This is a genomic window from Kitasatospora cathayae, from assembly GCF_027627435.1.
Classification (GTDB): Bacteria; Actinomycetota; Actinomycetes; order Streptomycetales; family Streptomycetaceae; genus Kitasatospora; species Kitasatospora cathayae.
This window is the reverse complement of the sequence record NZ_CP115450.1, coordinates 4,283,354-4,302,376: the sequence shown is the minus strand read 5'-3', so window position 1 is coordinate 4,302,376 and position 19,023 is coordinate 4,283,354. Positions and strand designations below refer to the sequence as shown.

General features: G+C 72.3%; 16 protein-coding genes. 7 read left to right on the top strand and 9 right to left on the bottom strand.

The features are described from left to right. Window positions 1-49 precede the first annotated feature (49 nt). Both O1G21_RS19040 and O1G21_RS19035 read right to left on the bottom strand, forming a co-directional pair. A complete protein-coding gene (locus O1G21_RS19040; RefSeq protein ID WP_270145430.1) occupies window positions 50-808 on the bottom strand; it encodes a YcnI family copper-binding membrane protein in 759 nt (252 codons plus the stop codon). Between the two features lie 199 nt (window positions 809-1,007). Continuing rightward, entirely contained in the window at window positions 1,008-1,796 is a 789-nt protein-coding gene (locus O1G21_RS19035) for a hypothetical protein (protein WP_270145428.1), read from the bottom strand. 229 nt (window positions 1,797-2,025) lie between these two features. Here O1G21_RS19035 and O1G21_RS19030 point away from each other — a divergent pair, with 229 nt between their 5' ends. Next, a complete protein-coding gene (locus O1G21_RS19030; RefSeq protein ID WP_270145426.1) occupies window positions 2,026-2,652 on the top strand; it encodes an ATP-binding protein in 627 nt (208 codons plus the stop codon). A gap of 359 nt (window positions 2,653-3,011) precedes the next feature. On the opposite strand, the gene O1G21_RS19025 is transcribed toward O1G21_RS19030, so the two are convergent. Continuing rightward, window positions 3,012-3,860 (bottom strand): LPXTG cell wall anchor domain-containing protein, encoded by an 849-nt coding sequence (locus O1G21_RS19025; RefSeq protein WP_270145424.1) that lies wholly within the window; start codon window positions 3,858-3,860, stop codon window positions 3,012-3,014. Between the two features lie 99 nt (window positions 3,861-3,959). After that, window positions 3,960-4,889 (bottom strand): LAETG motif-containing sortase-dependent surface protein, encoded by a 930-nt coding sequence (locus tag O1G21_RS19020; RefSeq protein WP_270145422.1) that lies wholly within the window; start codon window positions 4,887-4,889, stop codon window positions 3,960-3,962. A 188-nt stretch (window positions 4,890-5,077) separates the two neighbouring features. Between O1G21_RS19020 and O1G21_RS19015 the strand changes: the two genes are divergently transcribed. Both O1G21_RS19015 and O1G21_RS19010 read left to right on the top strand, forming a co-directional pair. Then, entirely contained in the window at window positions 5,078-5,308 is a 231-nt protein-coding gene (locus tag O1G21_RS19015) for a hypothetical protein (protein WP_270145420.1), read from the top strand. A 25-nt stretch (window positions 5,309-5,333) separates the two neighbouring features. Then, the gene (locus O1G21_RS19010) at window positions 5,334-6,665 is read left to right on the top strand and encodes an amidase (RefSeq protein ID WP_270145418.1); all 1,332 of its coding nucleotides are present in this window, start codon (window positions 5,334-5,336) and stop codon (window positions 6,663-6,665) included. On the opposite strand, the gene O1G21_RS19005 is transcribed toward O1G21_RS19010, so the two are convergent. Continuing rightward, window positions 6,662-7,615: an IS481 family transposase gene (locus O1G21_RS19005; RefSeq protein ID WP_270145416.1), complete on the bottom strand. Its 954-nt coding sequence runs from the start codon at window positions 7,613-7,615 to the stop codon at window positions 6,662-6,664. The two genes, O1G21_RS19010 and O1G21_RS19005, sit on opposite strands and share 4 nt — an antisense overlap. Before the next feature lie 253 nt (window positions 7,616-7,868). Here O1G21_RS19005 and O1G21_RS19000 point away from each other — a divergent pair, with 253 nt between their 5' ends. Then, the gene (locus O1G21_RS19000; RefSeq protein WP_270145415.1) at window positions 7,869-8,477 is read left to right on the top strand and encodes a TIGR03086 family metal-binding protein; all 609 of its coding nucleotides are present in this window, start codon (window positions 7,869-7,871) and stop codon (window positions 8,475-8,477) included. Between the two features lie 55 nt (window positions 8,478-8,532). On the opposite strand, the gene O1G21_RS18995 is transcribed toward O1G21_RS19000, so the two are convergent. Next, window positions 8,533-8,709: a hypothetical protein gene (locus O1G21_RS18995; protein ID WP_270145413.1), complete on the bottom strand. Its 177-nt coding sequence runs from the start codon at window positions 8,707-8,709 to the stop codon at window positions 8,533-8,535. 167 nt (window positions 8,710-8,876) lie between these two features. Between O1G21_RS18995 and O1G21_RS18990 the strand changes: the two genes are divergently transcribed. Together O1G21_RS18990 and O1G21_RS18985 are read left to right on the top strand one after the other, a co-directional pair. Next, window positions 8,877-9,698, top strand: a complete 822-nt coding sequence (locus tag O1G21_RS18990) for a protein phosphatase 2C domain-containing protein (protein WP_270145411.1) — start codon at window positions 8,877-8,879, stop codon at window positions 9,696-9,698. Between the two features lie 421 nt (window positions 9,699-10,119). Further along, window positions 10,120-11,832 (top strand): RICIN domain-containing protein, encoded by a 1,713-nt coding sequence (locus O1G21_RS18985; protein WP_270145409.1) that lies wholly within the window; start codon window positions 10,120-10,122, stop codon window positions 11,830-11,832. A 115-nt stretch (window positions 11,833-11,947) separates the two neighbouring features. Here O1G21_RS18985 and O1G21_RS18980 read toward each other — a convergent pair whose 3' ends face one another. Beyond that, window positions 11,948-14,419, bottom strand: a complete 2,472-nt coding sequence (locus tag O1G21_RS18980; protein ID WP_270145407.1) for a pectinesterase family protein — start codon at window positions 14,417-14,419, stop codon at window positions 11,948-11,950. Between the two features lie 319 nt (window positions 14,420-14,738). Here O1G21_RS18980 and O1G21_RS18975 point away from each other — a divergent pair, with 319 nt between their 5' ends. Continuing rightward, window positions 14,739-17,111 (top strand): non-reducing end alpha-L-arabinofuranosidase family hydrolase, encoded by a 2,373-nt coding sequence (locus O1G21_RS18975; protein ID WP_270145405.1) that lies wholly within the window; start codon window positions 14,739-14,741, stop codon window positions 17,109-17,111. Between the two features lie 155 nt (window positions 17,112-17,266). On the opposite strand, the gene O1G21_RS18970 is transcribed toward O1G21_RS18975, so the two are convergent. Both O1G21_RS18970 and O1G21_RS18965 read right to left on the bottom strand, forming a co-directional pair. Continuing rightward, window positions 17,267-18,235: a pirin family protein gene (locus O1G21_RS18970; RefSeq protein ID WP_270145403.1), complete on the bottom strand. Its 969-nt coding sequence runs from the start codon at window positions 18,233-18,235 to the stop codon at window positions 17,267-17,269. A 169-nt stretch (window positions 18,236-18,404) separates the two neighbouring features. Next, window positions 18,405-18,908 carry an SseB family protein gene (locus tag O1G21_RS18965; RefSeq protein WP_405000671.1) on the bottom strand — a complete coding sequence of 168 codons (504 nt, stop codon included), beginning with the start codon at window positions 18,906-18,908 and terminating at the stop codon, window positions 18,405-18,407. Window positions 18,909-19,023: the final 115 nt, after the last annotated feature.

Below are 19,023 nucleotides of genomic sequence, written 5' to 3'. Positions count from 1 at the left end.
CGGGGCCGTACCGGTCACGGGTACGGGTACGGCCCCGCCGGTGCGGGGGTCAGGAGGCGGAGCCGCCGCTCTTGCGGCGCAGGCCGAGCACGCCGACGGCGGTGCCGATCACGCCGACCACGATGCCGACCACGCCGAGGGTGCGGGCGGTGGTGTCGCTGGACTTGGCGTCGCCGTCGGAGGCGGCGGCGTGGTCGGAGCTGCCGCCGTGGGCGTCGGCGGTCGGCGAGGCGGAGGCGGTGACGCCGTGGCCGTCACCGGAGGCGGCCTTGGTGAGCTTCAGGGTCGGCGCCGGGTGGGCCGGCTCGGGCTGGCCGGCCTGGGCCTCGTCGATCCAGCGGACGACGTCGCCGTTGTCGTAGGTCTGCAACGCCTTGAAGACCATGCTGTCGGCGTCCGACGGCAGCGGGCCGAGCGACAGCCGGAACTCGCCGAACTGGCCGGGGGCGATCTTGGTGCCGGCGTCAGCCGTCCAGGTGATCTTGGAGACGGCCTCGTTGACGTCGCTGCCGTGCACCTTGATCGGCTTGTCGAGCTTGGACTTCTCGACGGTCGCCGTCCAGCCCGGCATCGGCAGGGTCCGCACCGAGGCCAGCGGGTGGTCCATCGGCAGGTTGACCTCCAGCTTCACCGTGCTCGCCGTGTCGCTCTCGTCCGGCACCTGGAAGTTGACGGTCGCGTAACCGCCCTGGGCGGCCGTGCCCGGGTTCACGGTGACGTGCGCGAAGGCCGGGCCGGCCAGTGCCACCACGGAGGCGGCGGCGGTCAGGACGACGGCGGCGGTACGGCGGGCGGGAAGGGAACGCATGATGGTGGGTCTCCGATCGGAGCTCGGCGGCCGACCGGACCGGGCGACGGGGGAACCGTGCCTCGGCGGCGCCGCACGTGCGGACGTGTGAGGGCAGAACCGGGGGCCGCCGTCGCCGTGGGCGGACGGGAACGGCCCGGACACCGCGCACCTCACCGGCTCGACCGGTACCACTCGTCGGGTACGGCGGGGCGCCGGATCAGTACGCGAAGGCCCCGCACGGCGGACCGCGCCGCACCACGCTGTGCCGCAGCACCGCACTCGCCGGCAGCCGGCCACCGCCGCCACCCGCACCGAACCGGCGGGCCGGACCGGCCACGCCGAACAGACCGCGCAGCAGCGCGGCCACCAGTACCAGCGCCGACCGCAGCGGCGCCGCCCAGTGCTCCCGGGCCGCCGACGCGGCCATCCGCACCAGCCGCCACAGCGCCGCCTCGCCGCGCCGCAGCCACCAGCCCGCCACCAGTGCGGCGGCCAGGTGCCCGGCCAGCATCGACGGCGTCATCCCCAGCACGCCGCCCTGCCACCACGGCGCGGCGGCGTACGCGTGCGGATCCAGGCCCGCCGAGGAGACCAGCTGCTCCGGGGAGGTGTTGCCGGGCAGGCCGATCAGCGTGCCCGGACGGGCCTCGTTGCAGATCAGCCGGTCGGCCGCCTGCGACATGGACATCGAGCCGTGGTCGCCGAGACCGTGGAACAGGCAGTGCAGTCCGAGCTGCCCCGCGCCGAGCGCCCCGGCGATGGCCGCCAGCGAACGCTCCCGCCCACCGCACGCCACCGCGAGCACCAGCAGCGCGGCGAAACCCGCCGCCAGCGCGGTCGGCGGCACGTTCCCGCCACCGGCCAGGGCGTGCCCGGCGGCCGCGATCAGCGTGCAGACCAGCGCGAACGGGACCGCCCGGGCAAGCCGCAGATCCCAGGCGGCGGCCCCCACCGGCCGAGCCGGTACAGGGGCGCCCTGGAACGGGGCGGCGGGGAGGGCAGTCATGGCCGGGCCATCATCTCATCGCGCACACCACGGACACGGGCCGGGTGGGAAATCCCTATGAATGCCCCGTTCGGCGGCGGCGTGCACCCCACCCCGTGCGCCCTTCGGCACAGACCCCGTCCCCAGTCCATCCGCCGAACGGGCGGTAGCCGCCCCCGGGCACGGTTCGCCGCCGATTCGCCCGGAGATACCTAGTTGTATGTGGAGCCGCAGCCAGGAGGGACCTCCCGTGGACATCTGGTGGACTCTGCACCTCAAGCGCGACCCGGCCAGCGTCCCGCTGGCCCGGCGCATCCTGCTCGGTGCCATGGCGACCGCGGGCGTCGACCCGCAGATCGCCGACGACCTCGGCGTCGCCCTCACCGAGGCCTGCGCCAACGCCGTCGAACACGGCGCCACCGGCCGGCCCGACGACGGCTTCCAGGTCACCGCCTCGATCAACGGCGACCGCCTGCGGATCGAGGTCACCGACTCCGGTCCCGGCCTGCCCGCCCCCAGCGCCCAGCCCGCCGCCCGCCGCCGGGCCACCCCAGCCCCGGTCGGCCACGCGCCCCGCCGCTCCCGCCGCGGCCGCGTCACCGTCCCGGCCCGCGTCCTCACCGGCCACCGCCCGCGCCGCGACGGCCACCCGTACGACACCCACGTCCTCCCCCGCCGCCCCCCGGCCCCCACCCTCCGCCCGGTCGACCTCGACACCCTCCCCGACCTCACCGCCGAATCCGGCCGGGGCCTCTTCCTCATCCACGCCCTCACCGACCACGTCCAGCTCCGCAACCACCCCCTCCGGGGGGCGATCGTCAGCTTCGACAAGATCCTCAAGTGGCAGGACGGCGCGCTGCTGCGGGCGGCGTCGTAGGGGTTAGGCCGTGCTGCCGGCCCCGCCCCCCGGCGCCGACTCCCCGCCCGGTCGATCTCGACACCCTCCCGGACCTCACCGCCGGATCCGGCCGGGGTTCTCTTTCTCATCCACGCCCTCACCGACCACCTCCGGCTCCGCAACCACCCCCTCCGGGGGGCGATCGTCGGCTTCGACGAGATCCTCGGGTGGCAGGCCGCGCGCGGCTTCGTAGGGCGGGGGGCGCCTCGCTGTGGTGGGAGGTCGTTGTGGGCGACCGGTTGAAGCGGGCTGAGTCCGCGCGGCGCGGCGCGGCGACGGTGGACGGGTGACCGGTTGCGCCGGGAGGAGCGCCTGCTGACGCCCGGGTGTGGGTGGGGTCAGTCGGTGGTGGGGCGGCGGCGGGTGAGGAAGAGGAGGGTGGTGCCGAGGAGGAGGGCGGTGGCGCCGGCGATGGCGAGGGGGCGGGAGGCGGTGCCGGCGCCGGTGTCGGCGAGGCGGGTGGGGGCCGGGGTGTGGTTGGTGGGGGTGAGGGGGGCCGTGTAGGTGGCGGTGAGCTGGGGGCAGGTGTACTTCTTCGCCGGTGCGGAGCCGCTCGGGAGGACCTCGGACTTGGCGGTGAAGGTGAGGCGGTGGTCGCCGTGCGGGGCTCCGGCGGCGAGTCGCACCTGGAGGGTGAGCTTCTGGCCCTGGGCGAGCTGGTAGCTGCCGGTGTTGACGGCGGTGCCGGTGACGGTGAGGGGCTTCCAGAGGCCGGCTCCCGCGCGCAGCTCGAGCGGGAGGCTGCCGCCGTCGGCGTCGGCGAGGGCGACGGTGGTGGCGAGCTGCTTGACCGTCGTGGTGCTGGGGTTGGCGAAGGTGACGGCGAGTTCGCCCGGGGCGTCGCTGCTGCTGGTGACCGGGATCGGATCGGCGGTCGTGCCTTCCGGGCAGTCGCTGGAGGTGGCGGAGGAAGGGGAGGCCGGGGAGGAGGGGGAGGCGGCCGTCGGGGTGGCCGAGGGGGTCTCGGCGGGGGTGGCCAGCGTGGCGGACGGCGTCCCGGTGGGCGCGGCGGGCGTGGCGGACGGCGTCCCGGTGGGCGCGGCGGGCGTGGCGGACGGCGTCCCGGTGGGCGCGGCGGGCGTGGTGGCCGGGGTGTCGGCGGCGAGTGCGGGGACCGTGGCGAGGGCGACCGGACCGATGGTGAGCACGAGCAGGGTGCAGGCGGCGGGAAGGCGGGCGGGACGCATCGGTGGGCTCCAGCGGTGGGGTCGGGGTTCGCTCTCCGGGGGAAGACCACCGAGGGGCCCGAACGGTTGTCCGCGCCCCTCGGTTCATCTGGCGGAAGGTCAGCCGTGCGTGCCCGCCTTGCGGCGGCGCAGGACGAACAGGGTGCCGGCGCCGACCGCCAGCACCACCGCGCCGCCGAGGGCGATCGGCAGGGTGTCGGAGGAGGCACCGGTCTCGGCCAGGTGCGGGCCCGCTGACGGGGAAGCGGAGACCGCGGCGGCGGGGACGGCGGCGGGGGTGGTGGCGCCACCGGCCTCGGCGACGTGGAACTCGCCCAGGTAGTCGGCGAGGAACTGCGTGCAGGCCTGCGGCTGGTTGTTGGCCGGGGTGGGGACCTTGTCGTTGTCGAAGGCGTCCGAGGCGGCTTCGTAGTTCGCGCCGTAGCGACCGGCCGGGGCCTTGGCGGTGGCGGCGATCCGGACCTTGTAGGTGAGTTTCTCGCCCTTGGCCAGCTTGAAGTCAGGCACCCGGAAGATCCGGTCGTTGAGCTGCCCGGGCTTCCAGCCGTCACCGGTGTTCAGCTGGACGTCAAGGAACCCGGTGTTCCAATGGACCGGGCGGCCACCGTCGAAGTCGAACTCGTCGGTGACGTAGAAGGAGTTGTGGACGACGGGCAGGTCGACGCCACTATTGTTCTCCCAGGTCAGGGTGACTTCGGCGGCCGGGCCGCCCTTGATCAGGGTGGTCCCGTACAGGCCGGTGCCGGTGACCTTGAGCAGGGAGCTCTGGTAGACGCCGCCGTGGCACCGGTTGTCGATGGTCGGCTTCGGTATCGGCTTGATGGTGGGCGCGGTGGGGGCCGGGGTGCCAGGCGCGGTTGCGGTGGTGCTTGGGGCGGCGGTCGTGGGGGCGCTCGGGGCGGCGGTCGCGGTGCCGGTGGGGATCGGGGAGCCGGTGATCCCGACGGCACCGGCGGTGGCCGCGCCGACCGTGGCGCCGAGGGCGAGCGCCACCAGGGTGGAGGCGGCGATAAAGCGGGAAGAGCGCACGCTAAAAGCTCCATCTTCGGGTGAAATGTGGTTGATTTCGGGCGACTTGGGGCTTCGGGAAGGCCGCTGGCGCCGGTACGCACGCATACCCTACGGGGGGTGTGATGGTCAGATTTCGAGAGGGGAGCGGGTCCGCGGTGCGGCGGCCCCGGTTGCCGGGGGCGCGGGGTGGCCGGACGATGGGGTGCATGATGCACCAGATGCGAGCCGAGTACGGCGCCGGTGGGGAGGCCGGCGGGGTGCGGTTGTGGCACATGGTCCGGGGCACGCAGAGCGTGGCGATGTGCGGCCGGGAGCTCGATCCGGGGGCACCCGTGCGGGAGACGGTGGACTGGGGGAAGACCCCGGAGCTGTGCTGCCACACCTGTGGGGCCTACTTCCTGCGCGAGACGCCGTACCTGTCGGCCGAGCACCAGTGAGCAGCCGGGCGCTACCGTGCTCGATATGGAGGAACCTCTCGTCCAGCCACGGTCGTTGATCCGCGAGGCGGCCGCACTGCGGGCCGGTGCGCCCGGTCTGTCCGAGCACGTCGACCGTTTCTGTGCGCGGGTCGAGCGGGTGGATCCGCTGCTCCACGCCTTCGTGGCGGAACCCGGGCGGCACGACCGACTGCGGGCGCGGGCAAGGGAGTTGGCCGTGCGGTACCCGGAGCCGACCGGGCGGCCGCCGCTGTACGGGGTGGCGGTGGGGGTCAAGGACATCGTGCACGTGGACGGGCTGCCCACGCACGCCGGCTCCGCCCTGCCGCCGGGCGTGCTGGCGGGGCCGCAGGCCGTGGTGGTGGACCGGTTGCTGGCGGCGGGGGCGCTGGTCGGGGGCAAGACGGTGACCGCCGAGTTCGCGGCGAGCGCCCCGGGCCCGACCCGCAATCCGCACCATCCGGGGCACACCCCGGGCGGTTCCAGCAGCGGTTCGGCGGCGGCGGTCGCGGCGGGGCTGGTGCCGCTCGCGATCGGCACCCAGACGGTCGGTTCGGTGATCCGGCCGGCCGCGTACTGCGGGGTGGTGGGCTTCCGGCCGACGTACGGGCGGATCCCGGTCTCGGGGGTGATCCCGAACGCACCGAGCTTGGACACCCTGGGGGTGTTCACCGCCGACCTGGCGGGTGCGGTGCTGGCGGCCTCGCTGCTCTGCGACGACTGGCGGGGCGTGGGCGAGGGCGTGGATACGGGGGCCGACCCGGAACCGGTGCTCGGGGTGCCGGAAGGACCGTACCTGGAGCGGGCCGAACCGCTCGCGCTGCGCGCCTTCGAGGAGCGGCTCGTACGGTTCGAGCGGGCCGGGCTGACGGTGCGCAGGGTGCCGCTGTTCCCCGACTTCGCCGAGGTCACCCGGCAGTTGCAGACCGTCAACCGGTTCGAGCTGGCCCGCAGTCACGCCGACTGGTTCGCCCGGTTCGGCGGTCTGTACCGGCCGGAGACGGTGGCGAGCATCCGGGCCGGGCAGGGGGTCGCGGCGGAGGACCGCGCGGCCGCGCTGGGGTTCCGGGAGCGGCTGGGCGAGTGGGTGGCCGGGGCGGCGGCCGCGGCCGGGGTGGACCTTTGGCTGGCGCCGTCCGCGCCGGGCGGGGCGCCGGAGGGGCTGCACAGCACCGGGGACGCGGTGATGTCGCTGCCCTGGAGCTACCTCGGCCTGCCCGCGCTGAGCCTGCCGGCCGGGCGCACCCCGGACGGGCTGCCGCTCGGTCTCCAGGTGGTCGGCGCGGCGGGCGGGGACGAGCGGCTGCTGGCCCAAGCGGCCGTGCTGGAGCGGGTGTCGGGCCCGGATGTGCCCTAGCTGTTCTGACTCGTGAGGTTGGGGACGCGGCTGGCGGGTGGCTTGCCTGCGAGTGCTGTGTGTCCGCGGTGGTGATTGTAGGTGTGGAGCCAGGCGGGGTAGGCGTCGCGGCGTTCCTGTTCGGTGCGGTAGGGCCTGGCGTAGGCCCATTCGTCGAGCAGGGTGCGGTTGAAGCGTTCGACCTTGCCGTTGGTCTGGGGCCGGTAGGGCCGGGTTCGCTTGTGCGTGATGCCTTCGGCCGCGAGGGCATCGCGCCAGGTCCGGGAGCGGTAGCAGGAGCCGTTGTCGGTCAGCACGCGCTGGACGGTGATCCCGGCCCGGGCGAAGAACTCGCTTGCCCGGGCCCAGAAGGCGGTGGCGGTCTCCTTGCGCTCGTCGGGCAGGATCTCGCTGTAGGCCAGGCGGGAGTGGTCGTCCACGGCGTTGTGGAGGTAGCTGTAGCCCGCGCCGGAACGGGTCTTGCGGCCGGCCTCACGGCCCAGGACCTTGTGGCCGCCGCCGTCGGGGATGTTGCCGAGCTTCTTGATGTCGACGTGGACCAACTCGCCCGGTGCGGCGCGTTCGTAGCGCCGCACCGGGCGGGCGGTCGCGCGGTCCAGATGGGCCAGGCGGGCGAGCCGGTAGCGGGTCAGCACGCGGTGCACGGTCGCTGGGTTGAGCCGCAGCAGGTAGGCGATGCGGGCCGGGCCCCAGCGGCGCAGGACGCGGACCTTGATGATCCGCCGCTCGGTGCGCGACGGGGTCCGCCGGGGGCTGCGGTGCGGGCGGCTGGAGAGGTCGCTCATACCGGCCTCGCCCAGCGCCCGGTAGCGGTCCGCCCAGCGCTTGGCCGTGGTGGGTGAGACCTGGAAGCGCTCGGCGGCCCGCCGCAACGGCCAGCCGTCGTCGACCACGCAGCGGGCCAGGCGCAGGCGTCCGGTCTCGGTCAGCGGTGCGTTACGGTGTGGCATGAGGGCCTTTCTGGCTGAGGTGCAGATGTCGCAATCCACACCGAGCCAGAAGGCCCTCACTCATTTCAAGATCACCACGCCGTGAGCCCTGTCACCAACCTCCGTGGTCAGTACACCTAGCTGCCCTATCGGTCAGGCGAGCAGTTGGGCCTGGTGGTGCCCCGGGGGCTCGGCCACCGCAGGGTCGTCGGGGAACCGGCCGTCGTTGATCAGGTGATCGGATTCGTTTCCGCGGGACTGGGGGCACTGCCGCATGAAGCTCGTCGAACTGCACGCACAGGCCATGGGACTGGCCGTCGAGGTGGTGGACGGGGTCCGGCCGGACCAGCTGGACCGGCCCACCCCGTGCGCCGGGTGGACGCTGCGCCGGCTGCTGGAGCACTGCGTCGGCCAGCACCAGGGTTTCGCCGCGGCCGCCCGCGGCGCCGGGCCGGACCTGGCGCTGTTCGCGGACGCCCCGCTCGGCGCGGACCCGGCGGAGGACTTCCGCCGCACCGGCGCCGAACTCACTGCGGCCTTCCGCGAGGCGGCCGTCACCGGCCGGGCGCTCTGGCTGCCCGAGGTCCGCGACGGCGGGCCCTTCCCGCTCGCCCAGGCGGTCGGTTTCCACCTGGTGGACGCCCTGGTGCACGCGTGGGACGTCGCCGCCGCGCTCGGCGGCACGGACCGGCTGGTCGCCGTGGTGGAGGGCGACGACGCCCTGGCCACCGCGCTGCTGGCGGTGACCGAGGCCGTCCCGGACACGCCGGAGGCCCGGGCGCCAGGGCGGGCCTTCCGTCCGGGCCTCGAACCCGCCGGCGGCGCCGGCCGGTTCGACCGCGCCCTGGCGCTGCTCGGCCGGGACCCGGCCTGGAAGGCCTGAACCCGGGGGCCTGAACCCGGGGGCGTGCGCCGGGCCCGAGCCGGAAGACCCGAAACTACCGGTCGCCGGAAGGCCCGGGCTGCCGGTCGCGCCGCTCGTCCTGGAAGCGCGGTCCGCCGATCAGGAACAGCAGCGCGGCGGTCGGAAAACCGAGCGAGGCGCCGAGCACCACGATGAACTGCCAGAACGTCGTCATCATCCGCTCCTCGTCAGCACCGGGCCGCTCGGACACCCGAAGGTGATCCCGAACCTGGCCGGTCCTGATTGGCCGAATCGTCCAGTCGCTATCCGACGGTATGGCCGAATCGACCGCGCTGCCACCGGACACCGGGCCCCGGCCGGCGGCACACCGGCGCACGGGTCTGGGCGCGGGCCGGGGGCGGCGGCCACACTGTCGGGATGCAGCTACAGCTCGCAGGGGAAGCGCGGCGGCCCGACCGCGAGAGCGAGGACTTCGTGGCGGCCTCGCCGGAGGCACTGGTCCTGCTGGACGGCGCCAGCTCGCCGGCCGGCCTGGAGTCCGGGTGCCGGCACGGAACGGCCTGGTACGTCCGCCGGTTGGGGGTGCACCTGCTCGCCCGGCTCACCGACCGGGCGGACCGTTCGATCGCCGAGTGCCTGGCCGACGCCATCGTGGAGACGGCCGCGCTGCACGGCGGCCGCTGCGACCTCGGCCACGCCAACACGCCCGCGGCGATGGTGGTCGCGGCCCGGCGGCACGGGAAGTCGCTGGAGTACCTGGTGCTCGGCGACTCGTTGCTGGTGCTGGAGTACAAGGACGGGCCGCCCAAGGTGATCGGGGACAACCAGCGCTTCCCAGGCGGGGAGGGGCTGCGCCGCCAGGTCTGGGCGACCGTCCCCGGCTCGGCCGAGCGGGCCGCGCTGCACCTCGAGTACGCGCTGGCGGTGCGCGCCGCCCGCAACCGCGGCACCGGCCCGTGGATCGCCGCCGCCAACCCGCGGGCGGCCGAGCACGCCGAGACCGGTTTCGTCCCGCTGGACCGGTTGCACGCGCTGGCCGCCCTGACCGACGGCGCCTCGCGCTACACCGAGCGCTTCGGGCTGGGCAGTTGGGGTGACGTGCTGCGGCTGCTCGCCGAGTCCGGTCCGGGCGAGCTGATCGCCCAGGTCCGCGAGGTGGAGCGGGCGGACGCCGGCTGCGAACGCTGGCCGCGCGGCAAGACCCACGACGACGCCTCCGCCGTCTACGCGTTGCTGTAGGCGGCGGAGGCGTCGGACGCCGGTCGGGCCATGGTCGCAGGGCCTGGCCGTAGCCGCTGTGCGGGCAGGTGCCGACGATGTACCGGTCCGGCAGGAAGCGCCCGTCGGTGCTCCGCGGCGGACGGAAGGCGGGCAAGCGTGAAAAGCGGGCAAGCGTAAAAATCTGTGGCTCTTCGCGGCAACCTTTTCGTCCTCCGCGGTCACTCAGTGGTGTCCGGCCAAGTGGTTCGGTCAGATGCGACGGCTGAAAGAGAGCACAGACGTGTCCCTTGAACGAGAGCACAGAGACGTCCCTCGCCAACCCCACGTCGTCAGTGGCGTCGCACGGGCGGGCGGCCACGGGCGCGGAGCCCGTCCGTCGCATCGCGCCCGTCGGCTGTACCAGCGCCGGGGTTTCTGGGCGACTGTCGGCCTGGCGGTCGTGGGCGCATCCGTGGCCGTGGTCAACACGGCCTCGGCGGGCACTGTGGCCGTGGACACGAGCCCCTGGTACCTGCTGGTCAACCGCGGCACCGGCCAGGTGCTGGACGACTACGGCTACGGCGCGTACGACGGCGCTTCGGTGGTGCAGTGGAGCCGCACCGGCGGGGCGAACCAGCAGTGGAAGTTCATCGACGCGGGTGACGGGAACTACCGGCTGCAGAACCGGTACTCCGGCAAGGTGCTGGACGACTACGGCTGGTCGAAGACCGAAGGCTCCCAGGTGAGGCAGTGGAGTGACCTGAACGGCGCCAACCAGCAGTTCCACCTGGAGAAGTCGTCGGACGGCTACGTGCGTCTGATCAACCGCTTCAACGGCAAGGCCGTCGAGGTCCCGCTCGGCTCCAAGACGGACGGGGGCCAGATCGCCCAGTACCACGACTGGAACGGCGCCAACCAGCAGTGGCAGCTCGTCCCGGCCGGCAGTACCAGCGGCACCGGGAACACGGGGGGCTCCGGCAGCAGCGCCACGCCCACCAAACCTGCCACGCCGGGCGGCAGCGCTCCGACGAGCCAGGCCCCGAGCGGTGACCACCCGACGTCGGCGCCGCCGGCGCCGGGCGGCGGCAACAACTCGGCGAAGAGCTTCATGGGCAGCAACACGGTGCTCATCGGCGGCTCGATGTCCGACGCCTCGGCGAGCGCCGCGCCGTTCGACGTGCAGTACGCCTACGTGCACAGCCAGCCCGCGCCCTCCTCGGACTACTACACGGCGGCCCGCTGCCAGGACGGGTGGTCGGGCTGGTGGGGCTGCTGGACCGGCAGCACCACGGCGCCCGGCACGTACGTGACCTACAAGGACGCCAATGCGGCTCATGCGACCTACCAGGGCAAGTCGCGCCCGCAGAAGCAGCTCTGGACCTGGTACTCGCTGCGCGACCTCGGCGACGCGGCGGGCCAGGGCGACGGTCCGGGCGAGGTCCAGGCCATCAACAGGGCCGACCTGCTCACCCGCTACCTGAACGACTACCGCTTCTTCCTCCAGAAGATCGGCACCTCGCACGACATGATCGACCTGGAACCCGACTTCTGGGGCTACGTCCGCTCGCTCGGCAACCCGCACCAGGTCGCCGCACAGGTCAAGGCCGCGAACCCCACGGACTGCGGCTCGCAGGAGAACAGCGCCTCCGGCCTGGCCCAGTGCCTGATCGCGATGGGGCACAAGTACGCGCCGAACGCCGGCGTGGGAATGCACCTGTCCTGCTTCGACTGGCAGCAGAACACCCCGCAGTGCGTCAAGGACTACGCGGACCTCGGGGCATCGGGCGCCGACTTCCTGGTCACCGACGTGACGGACCGCGACGCCGGCTGGTACGCGCTGCCCGCCCACGGCAGCCGTGACACCTTCTGGAACGACCAGAAGGGCTTTGCCGCGCTCGGCTTCTACAAGACGATGGCCGAGTCCGTGGGCAAGCCGGTGGTCCTGTGGCAGGTCCCCCTGGGCAACATGGCGCAGAACAACACGCCCAACCACTACAAGGACGACAAGGTCGACTGGTTCTTCTCCCACCTGGACCAGGTGGCGAACGCACACGTCGGCGGCATCCTGTTCGGCGCCGGCTGGACGGAACAGACCACGCCCGAGACCGACGGCGGAAACCTGATCAACAAGACGATCGCCTACCGCAACTCGGGCGGCACGCCGCTCAAGTAGGCGAACACACGACCGTGGCCCCACCTCGGTGGGGCCACAGTCGTTCTCCTGGCCGGGCTGCGGACTTCTCGGCCGGCGTCGGCCAGGAGCGGGCGCGGCCCGGGCGGTGGTGGGGTCAGCGGGCGGGGAAGGCGGGGAAGGCGCAGCTGGGGGCCGTGCCCGGGCCGTTCCTGGTGGTCACGGTGACGCCGGGGCCGGACGGGTGGAGGTCGGTGTCGATGGCGGTGATGCGGGCGTTGGCGGCGGTCGCCGTGGTGACGTCGAGGTCGAGGTGTGCCAGGGTCAGTTCGAGCGGGTGGGCCTTGTCCAGCCCGGCGATGGTGGACTTGGCGCCGCTGGGGGAGTGGGTGGCGGTGACGCCGTCGACGGTGATGCCGGTGAACCAGGGGGCGTTGGAGCCGCTGCCGGCGGAGTAGTGGGTGTCGAGGACGAGCGGGGCGCGGACGGCGTCGAGGCAGGTGTTCAGGTAGGTGACGCCGGTGACCCTGCCGCCGTTGGCGGGGGAGCTCTTGATCCGGATGCCGGTGCTGGAGCCGCTGGTGTTGCCGAGGGCGTCGGTGCCGGTGAGGGTGTTGTCGCGGAAGAGGACGTTGGTCACGCCGCTGGTGGTCTCGCTGCCGATGGAGATGCCGTGGGTCCCGTAGAAGTGGTTGTTCGACACGGTGATGTTGCTGCTGGGCTTGTTGCCGGCCTTGATGGCGATGCCGTCGTCACCGTCCATGATGAAGGAGTCGGTGATGGTGACGTTGGTGGCGCCGGCCGGGTCGATGCCGTCGGTGTTGCGGGCGGTGGCGGGGGTCTTGATCCGGACGCCCCAGGCGGTGAATCCGTTGCCGCCGTTGTAGACGACGTGGAAGTTGGGGGAGTTCAGCAGGTCGACGTGGTAGAGGGTGAAGTTGTCGGAGTCGTCGGCCTGGATCAGGCGGGGGTTGTTCTGGGTGGAGCCGGCCTTCTGGGCGTCGGTGGCGAGCTGCCACCAGCTGGTGGCGGTGCCGAGGACGGTCTGGTCGCCGCGGCCGTCGATGCGGCCCTGGCTGCCGTCGGCGGCGCGGGCGGCCTCGATGCCGGCGTTGACTCCGGCGACGCTGATCAGCGGCTTGCAGCCGCCGCCGGAGGAGGCGAGGGTGCCGCAGCGCGGCTTGCCGCTGATCTGGTAGTCGGCGGGGTTGCGTGAGCCGTAGAGGGTGACACCGCTGTCCAGCAGCAGGACTTCGCCTTGGTGGACGGTCAGCGGTCCGGTGAGGAAGGCGTTGTGGCTGGAGTCCGTGGCCTGCAGGCGGACGGCCACGGTCTGCTGTCCGGTCTGGGCGCAGGCATCGAGGGCATGCTGGATGCGGATCGTGTCCGGTGGGGTGGTTTCGCTGCCCTGGTCGGTGGTGCGGGTGGGCATGGTCCGGGCGGCGGGAACGGTGGCACAGACGGTGGTGGGCAGTGCGGGCTCGGTGACATGGCGGGTGTCGCCGGTCGCTGTTCCGGCTGGCACGGTCGTTCCGGTGCCATGTGGGGCCGCGACCGGGTTCCAGCCGTCGGTGCCCGCGAGGTACGCGGTGGCGGTGTACTCGCCGGCCTGGGCCGCCGGCAGTTGTGGGCTGTCGGCGCCGGTGGCGGCGCCCGGTCCGGTGTTGCCGTACGAGGTGAGGCGGGCCGAGTGCCAGGAGAAGCCGCTCATGTCGGTCCACGGGGTGGCGCTCTTGATCGCGGCCGGCAGCGCCGTGTTGCGGACGACGACCTGGGCACTGGCGGTGGCGGTGGGATGCCAGGGCCGGCCGAGGTAGTAGGTGCCGTCCTTCGCGGTGGAGCGGACCGTGCTGTCGGTGATCAGGAGGCCGTACTTGTGCGTGGTCTCCGTGTCGGCGGCGGTGAGGAAGCCGTTGAGGCCGTCGGCGGGGGCGCCGTCGTCGTCGGCCTGAATGGTGGCGTGGTCGAGGACGGCGGTGGCGTTGCCGAAGATCATGTCGACGTCGCCCTCGACGTAGTCGTCGGTGAAGTACTGGCGGGTCTGCGCGGTGGCGTTGGGGGACCAGGCGAGCAGGGTGTCCTGGCGGCCGATGATGCGGTCGTTGCGGAAGACCTGGCGGTCGCCCTCGGCCGCCACGGCGACGGCCTGGGTCGCGCTGCCGGGGTGAGCCGCGGCCCGGTCGAAGGTGTTCTCGACGGTCAGGTTCTCCACGGTCAGTCCGGTGGCGGCGAAGGTGGCCGTGGCGCTGCCCTCGGTGCCGAGTCGGCCGCCGCCGGACTTGGCCGTGCCGGCGGAGTTGCCGTAGCTGATGACGACGTCGGCGGGGTTCCCGGTGGCGCCCGTGATGGTCAGCCCGTCCTTGCCGGCCGGCACCCGCACCACCTCGCGGTAGGTGCCCTTGGCGATTCGGATCCGGTCGCCCGGCCGCGCGGCGTCCACCGCCGACTGCACGGTTCGGTACCGGCCGCTGCCGTCGGAGGCCACGGTCAGCGTGTGGGCCTTCGGGGTCAGGGCGGCCTGGGCGATCAGGGGGACGGTGGCGCCCATGACGGCGAGGACTCCGGCGGTGGCGAGCACGCGACGGGTCGCCGGGCGTCGGCGGTGTGTGCGTCGGTCGAGATCTGGCAACGGTCCGTCCTTCTGGAGCGGCGGCCCGCGGACGCGGGCCGGATTCTCCATCAGTTGCCGCCGTGAGACGGAAGGTTGCCGCGCGGGAAGCGTGTGTTCCTTTCAGCCGGTCGCGCCGCTTCCGGGGGCACTTCTCCCCGACGGGATGAGGGCCGCGCCCACCCGCTCGACAGGAAATTCCTCTTCCAGAACGGCAACCTTCCGGGACACGGCGGCAACTGACGGGTAACCGGGGCCGAGACAGCGGCCCACCGCGCCAGGAGGCAAGCCTTTGCCAGATCAGAACCGCTCTCATCGCCGCCGTCCGACAACCCGCCGCGTGCTCGCCGCCGCCGCGGTTCTCGCCGCCGTGGGTGCTGCCGTACCTCTGGTCGCCCAGGCCGCTCACACGCCGAAGGCCCGCACGCTGGCCGGTGCAGCGACCGGCAGCGGCCGCTACTTCGGCACGGCAGTGTCCTCGGGCAGGCTCGGCGACTCGGGGTACTCCACCATCCTCGACCGGGAATTCAACATGATCACCCCGGAGAACGAGATGAAGTGGGACACCACCGAACCCTCCCGCGGGTCGTTCAACTTCGGCCCCGCCGACTCGATCGTCGGCCACGCCGGCGCGCACGGTCAGCGCATGCGGGGTCACACCCTCGTCTGGCACTCCCAACTGCCGTCCTGGGCCCGCTCCATCACCGACGCCAACACCCTGCGCAGCGTGATGGACAACCACATCACCACCGAGATGACGCACTACAGGGGCAAGATCTACGCCTGGGACGTGGTCAACGAGGCCTTCGCCGACGACGGCAGCGGCCGGCACCGCAGTTCGGTGTTCCAGGACGTGCTGGGCAACGGCTTCATCGAGGAGGCCTTCCGCACCGCCCGCACCGCCGACCCCGCTGCCAAGCTCTGCTACAACGACTACAACATCGAGAACTGGTCCGACGCCAAGACCCAGGGCGTCTACGGCATGGTCAAGGACTTCAAGTCCCGCGGCGTGCCCATCGACTGCGTCGGCTTCCAGAGCCACTTCGGCACCGGCGGCCCCCCGGCCAGCTTCCAGAACACCCTGTCGAACTTCGCCGCGCTCGGCGTGGACGTCCAGATCACCGAACTCGACATCGCCCAGGCCTCCACCACCGCGTACACCAACGCCGTCCAGGACTGCCTCAACGTCGCCCGCTGCACGGGCATCACGGTGTGGGGCATCCGCGACAGCGACTCCTGGCGCGGCGGCGAGAACCCGCTCCTGTTCGACAGCAACGGCAACAACAAGCCCGCCTACGGCTCGGTGCTCACCGCCCTGGGCGGCACCAGCGGCGGCAGCGGCGGCACGCCGGGCGGGGGCATCACCTCCGGCACCGTCTACACGCTCTCCGCCGTCGGCGCCGCCGGACGCGTCCTCGACGAGTACGCGGGACAGAACGGCAACGGCACCCCCGTCCAGGTGTGGGACGCGAGCAATGCCGCCAACCAGCAGTGGCGGGCCGACCGGAACGGCGACGGCTCCTACACCCTCACCAACGTCGCCAGCGGCCGGGTCCTGGAGGAGCCGGGCAACCAGACGGGCAACGGAGCGAGGATGCAGGTCTGGGACGCCACCGGCGCCGCCAACCAGCACTGGCGCGCCGACCGGAACGGCGACGGCTCCTACACCCTCACCAACGTCGCCAGCGGCCGGGCCCTGGAGACCCCCGGCAACCAGACCGCCAACGGCACCACCGTCCAGATCTGGGACTCCTGGGGCGCCCCCAACCAGCACTGGAACTTCAGCCCGCCCGCGCCGACGACGGGCGGCAAATGTGCCCTGCCGTCGACGTACCACTGGTCGTCGACGGGCGCGCTGGCGCAGCCGGCGAACGGCTGGGCCGCGGTGAAGGACTTCACCGACGTGGTCTACAACGGCAAGCACCTGGTGTACGCGTCGAACGTGAACGGCTCCTCGTACGGCTCGATGATGTTCAGCCCCTTCACGAACTGGTCGGACATGGCCTCGGCCCCCCAGACCGGGATGGGCCAGTCCGCGGTGGCGCCCACGCTGTTCTACTTCGCGCCCAAGAACATCTGGGTGCTGGCCTACCAGTGGGGCCAGTGGCCGTTCGTCTACCGCACCTCGAGCGACCCCACCAACCCCAACGGCTGGTCCGCGCCGCAGCCGTTGTTCACCGGCGGCATCCCCGGCGCCGCGCCGATCGACCAGACCCTGATCGGCGACGACCAGAACATGTACCTGTTCTTCGCCGGTGACAACGGCAGCATCTACCGGGCGAGCATGCCGATCGGGAACTTCCCCGGCAACTTCGGCTCGTCCTACACCACGGTCATGAGCGACTCGGTGAAGAACCTCTTCGAGGCGCCGCAGGTCTACAAGGTCAAGGGCCAGAACCAGTACCTGATGATCGTCGAGGCCCGGGGGGCGAACGAGCAGCGCTACTTCCGATCCTTCACGGCCTCCAGCCTGAACGGTTCGTGGACCCCGCAGGCCGCCAGCGAGAACAACCCCTTCGCGGGCAAGGCCAACAGCGGTGCCACCTGGACCAACGACATCAGCCACGGCGACCTGGTCCGCAACAACCCCGACCAGACCATGACCATCGACCCCTGCAACCTCCAGTTCCTCTACCAGGGCAAGTCCCCCACCGCGACCGGTCCCTACGACCGACTGCCGTGGCGGCCCGGCGTCCTCACCCTCCAGCGCTGACCCCGACCGATCCACGGTGACCGCGATCGGGTACGGCCTGCCGGCACGTGGACGAGCGGTTCACGCCGCGGGGCTCCGGACGGCCTGAACTGGAAGCGAGGGGCCCAGACCATGTGATGGTCTGGGCCCCTCGCGTCCCAGGTCAGCGTCCCAGGTCAGCGGCCCAGGTCGGTGTCGGCGGGGATGGTGCCGAGACGGCCGGCCTGGAAGTCCTCCATGGCCTGCTGGAGTTCGCGGTGGCTGTTCATGACGAACGGGCCGTACCAGGCGACGGGTTCGCGGATCGGGAGGCCGCCGAGGAGGACGACCTCGAAGTTGTTGTCGCGGGAGTCCTGCTTCTCGTCGGCGCGCAGGGTGATCGAGTCGCCGTCGCCGAAGACGACCGCCTGGCCGCGGTGGAAGGGGCGGTGCTCGTTGCCGGCCGAGCCGTTGCCGGCGAGGCCGTAGGCGAGGGCGTTGAAGTCGGAGCGCCAGGGCAGGGTGATCTGGGCGCCGGGGTTGATCGAGGCGTGGATCATGGTGATCGGGGTGAAGGTGGTGCCCGGGCCCTGGTGGCCGTCCAGCTCACCGGCGATGACGCGCAGGAGCGCGCCGCCGTCCTCGGAGCTGAGCAGCTTGACGCTGCCGCCGCGGATGTCCTGGTACTTGGGGGCGATCATCTTGTCCGAGGCGGGCAGGTTGACCCACAGCTGGAGGCCGTGGAAGAGGCCACCGGACATGACCAGGGACTCCGGCGGGGTCTCGATGTGCAGCAGGCCGGAGCCGGCCGTCATCCACTGGGTGTCGCCGTCGGTGATGACGCCGCCGCCGCCGTGCGAGTCCTGGTGGATGAACGTTCCGTCGATGATGTAGGTGACCGTCTCGAAGCCGCGGTGCGGGTGCCAGGGGGTGCCCTTGGGCTCGCCGGCCGCGTAGTCCACCTCGCCCATCTGGTCCATCATGATGAACGGGTCGAGGTACTTGGTGTTGATCTTGGCGAAGGCGCGGCGGACGGGGAAGCCCTCGCCCTCGTAGCCCTCGGGGGCGGTGGCGACGGTCAGTACCGGCCGGGCGTTCGCGACGGCCGGGTCCGGCGTGGTGACGCGCGGGAGGGTCAGCGGGTTGTCGACGGTCACGGCGGGCATGTCGGCCTCCTTCGAGGGGGGTTCTCTGGCCTACGTGCACGAGGTTAGTTCAATTCTCAACAACAAGCAAGTTGAAGATTGAACTATGCGGGGATGGAGGAGCGCGGGCTCCTCCATCAGCGTGGGTCAGTCGTCTGCGAAGGCCTGGCCGACGGCCGCGAAGCGGTCGTCAGCCGTACATCCGGCGCATGGTGAAGTCGACCATCTGCTCGACCGCCTTGGCGTCGAACACCATCCGGTGCTCGCCCTCCATGTCCAGCGCGAAGCCGTAGCCGGTCGGCAGCAGGTCCAGCACCTCGGCCCCGGTGACGGTGAAGTGCTTGGAGTCCTTGCCGGCGTAGCGGCGCAGCTCCTTGAGCGAGCTGAACATCGGGATCACCGGCGTCGGGGTGTTGTGCAGCGCCAGGAAGCCGGGGCGGTCGCCGCGCGGGCAGTGCACCTTGGAGGTGATGAAGATGGCCTGGAAGTCCTCGACCGCCATCGAGCCCGTGGTGAACGCCCGGACCGCGTCCGCCAGGGACGGCGGGGAGGGCTCCGGGTAGAGGGACTGCTGGGGCGCCTGCCCCTGCGCGCCGTAGGCGCCCGGTCCGGGCATGCCGTTCATGCCCGGCTGCGGACCCGCCTGCTGCTGGTAGGGGTCGCCCGGGTATGCGTTCTGGTCATATCCGTACACACGGACAGGCTAGCGGGAGCGCACCCGCCCGCGCTGGCGTCGATCCTGACAAGGAGTGGTCGTCCCGGCTTGTGGGACGTGACCACGTTCATAGCGGATTCACCGTCGGGGGCTT